This window comes from Chrysiogenia bacterium (assembly GCA_020434085.1).
Classification (GTDB): Bacteria; JAGRBM01; JAGRBM01; order JAGRBM01; family JAGRBM01; genus JAGRBM01.
The window spans coordinates 1-3,055 of the sequence record JAGRBM010000507.1; the positions used below are offsets into that span (position 1 = coordinate 1).

Genomic DNA, 3,055 nt, shown 5'->3' on the forward strand with positions numbered 1-3,055 from the left:
CTTCGATTTCACTGACGGTCAGCACGGCGGAATCGCCGAAGCTGCCCATGATCTCGCTGACCCGGGCCTTTGCCGAGGATTCGATGTAGATCATGTGGCACGCAGGTGCCTGCGCCAGGGATTCGAGCTCCACGACGGCCAGCGGGCGCGGTCCGTCCTTGCCCGCGGCATACTTGCTCAGGGTGTTGGCGAAGGGGTTCTTGCCCACCACGCAGAGCACGGCCGGGGCCTTGTCGTCGTAGAAAGCGGTGCCCGGCCAGTCGACGAAGCTCAGGAAGTTGTTGATGAACTCCGCTTCCTGCTTGGCCCGCTCCGAACGGCTGAGCGCGGCGTGGGCGAGGTTCGTGCCGCCCGTGAGGTTCAGAATTGAAACGGCCAACAGTACGACAAGAGCCGCCGCCGCGCCGAGGATGGTTTTCGATTTCATCGTGTTCATTTCTCAGGGTCTCCCTTCCCGATCAGTTGACCGGCTTGGCGAAGCGCAGACTCGGCTGGCCGTTGGTCTCGATCGCATCGCTGAAGGCCTGCTCGCTGGTGAGCGTGCCGTCGAGGTATTCAAACTGGAATCGGGTCGCCGGGTCCGAGGGAAGGCTCAGCAGGGCCTGCTGCTCTCCGATGGGCAGGAAGCCGCGGCGCTCGCCGTTGATGAGAACCCAGCCGGGCTCGCTCGAGAGGATCTCGAGGAAGAGTTCCTTCTCGGTCAGGCCCGCGACGGAGAGGCGAACCGTGCAGGCCTGCGTGCGGGTGCTGGTGAAGGCGATGGAACGATTGCCCACGCCGGCGGCCTGTGCACTGGTCTTGCTGGAGAGCCCCAGGGCGTATTTGCCGGGCATGAGTTCGGTACCCGCGCGCAGGCGGACGGGCTTCTTGTCGGGTCCGGTCATCCAGACCGAGGCTTCGGAATCCTCGCTCACCTTGCTGCAGTCGATGCCGCGCACGTCCAGGTTGAAACTCAGGTCCTCTTCAGTCTTGGGGATGTCCAGGCTGGCGGTGCCGGTCGCCGCGGCGCTGCCCTTGCCGTAACAAAAACCATTGGGAAGCGCGCTCGAACACTTGCCGGTGGGCGAGTAACCACCCTGGGCGGTGACCGAGCTGAGCAGCGAGAGGGTCAACGACTTGCCACGCGCGGTGCAGGCGGCAGAGCCCTCGGCTGCGGTGGTCGCGGGGGCCGCGTGCTTGCACTCGACCGAAGCGGACTTCTTCACCCAACTGCTGGCACTCTCGCCGGAGGTCTCGGGCACGCCGCCCTCACCCTCGCAGGTTGCGCTGACGTCGAGGGAGGCGCTGCCGCAGCGCCAGTTGACCGGGTTGGTGTCCTTCTTGGCGCCGGCCAGACGGGGCTGTTCCTTGTCGAACTGGAAGGTCAGGGCGCCCGTCAGCTCGCGAAATGCGCGATTGGGGCCCTGCACGGTCAGGGTGTAGCGGAGCTGCGCCTCGGTAAACCCGGGGAGCAGCGCCGGCACGGTCACGTGAATCGGGAAGGCAGTGGTCTGCTTCTTGGGAAAGCGCCCGTGGATGGCCTTGTCGGGCACCAGCCAAGACATGTTGGGAAGAAACCGCGAACTACCGCGCTCACCGAGCATTCCCTCCCAGAAATTCTCTTTGTCGATGTGGGCCGGAATGCCGTCGAAGCTGATGTTGAAGGCGCTCCAGTCGTAGGAGGTCGGGTTATCGATGCGGATTTCGACCGTCTGCTCATTGCCGGCGTCGGCGAGCTTGATCGGAATCAGTACGTTGCGATTGACGATTTCCGGCCAGAGACGGTAGCGCTGACGCGCCTGGGCTCCTGCATCGGACGTGGAAAGACTGGCCATGACGGCAAACAAAACCGCCAAGGCACCCCATCTGTGTAGCTTCATTCGGACTCTCCCCCTATGGCCCCATCTTATAGTGTTTTCCGAGCGAAATCGGAAGTACCCGGGCTCCAGAATTTCCCTATCATTTCACGGGGTTCGCCCGGAATCGGGGTGATTTGGGGCACGCACTGGCGTGCGCTCCCGGTGTCCCGCGCTGATGGGCAGCAATCGGGGATTCTGCCCTCCGGGGCAGGCGATTGGAAGGGCAACAGCGGCCGGATCGCCAGCATTTTCGGAGGTGTCACAACCCGGTGGCGGGGGGATGTATGCTACTCATAACCCGCTGAAATGACTGAGATTTACTATTGCGCCGCAAACTCACGCTGCCGAAGCTGGGAGAAATAGTTCGCCACAATGTTGTCCAGCGTGCTCTGTGCAACCGCCGGTCCAGTGATAGCGAAGGGAAGCAGGATCAGGTGAGCCCAGATCGAGTCGGAATCCTCGACGAAGTAGGACTCTACGACTGTGCCATTCTCGTAAGTATCGGCCTGAACTTCATAGCGAACTGAAGACTTCCAGGGGATCAGGCCCAGAAACACATAGATCATGATTGCAGCAATTGCCGATGAGGATGCGTCCTCCACTGCGCGGACTTTCAGGACCCGAATGCGCTCGCCCTTGCGCTGGCTTTCCGCAACCGGGTCCACCTGGGGCGCAACGCGCTGGATCTCGAATCCAAACTCGGCGGATTTCTTACGGATTGCCTCCACCGCATCATCATCGCCCATCAGCATTCCCGAAACGATGCGACTATCGCCGAGAAAGAACGAATACTGAAGGCTGAGTGGTGTGGCAGAAGGTGTCGGCGAAGGAGCCTTGACGTCCGGCGCCAGATTCTGGGGAAACACCGCACAGTTGGTTGTGGCAAATACCAGCGCGAATGCAACGACAATGCTGGCCCAGCACCGGGTAACTTTTCTGAACTGTTTCATGACTCGTCTCCACGGCCGAATTCACCCGAAATATTCATCGGTTTGATTGCGCACCAAACTAACGCAATGAGGGCCACGCCGCAATTGATTTGTGGGGCGGCGGGTCGAGCGGATTCTAGGGGTGGTTATGCTGCTTTTGTATCCAGCAGTCCGGAGCGCTCCAGCAGGGCGGAGAGGTCGGGTTCGCGGCCCATGAACTTCTTGTAGAGGTCCATCGGGTCCTCGGCATCGCCGTTGGCCAGCACGCTCTCGCGGAAGGCGCGTCCC

Annotated in this window: 4 protein-coding genes; all 4 read right to left on the reverse strand. The window is 61.7% G+C overall.

From position 1 onward, the window contains the following. Positions 1-436: YfiR family protein (locus KDH09_17025; GenBank protein MCB0221403.1), on the reverse strand; the 436-nt coding region annotated here is incomplete at its 3' end. A 22-nt stretch (positions 437-458) separates the two neighbouring features. Beyond that, positions 459-1,859 (reverse strand): hypothetical protein, encoded by a 1,401-nt coding sequence (locus tag KDH09_17030; GenBank protein MCB0221404.1) that lies wholly within the window; start codon positions 1,857-1,859, stop codon positions 459-461. Between the two features lie 299 nt (positions 1,860-2,158). Further along, the gene (locus KDH09_17035) at positions 2,159-2,788 is read right to left on the reverse strand and encodes a hypothetical protein (GenBank protein MCB0221405.1); all 630 of its coding nucleotides are present in this window, start codon (positions 2,786-2,788) and stop codon (positions 2,159-2,161) included. Positions 2,789-2,913: 125 nt separating this feature from the next. After that, the coding region (locus KDH09_17040) for a hypothetical protein (protein MCB0221406.1) at positions 2,914-3,055 on the reverse strand (142 nt) is incomplete at its 5' end.

What these genes read in the sequence shown, in the direction of transcription:
- KDH09_17030 (MCB0221404.1), bottom strand. Translation starts at nt 1,859, where the DNA reads ATGAAGCTACACAGATGGGGTGCCTTGGCGGTTTTGTTTGCCGTCATG.
- KDH09_17035 (MCB0221405.1), bottom strand. Translation starts at nt 2,788, where the DNA reads ATGAAACAGTTCAGAAAAGTTACCCGGTGCTGGGCCAGCATTGTCGTT.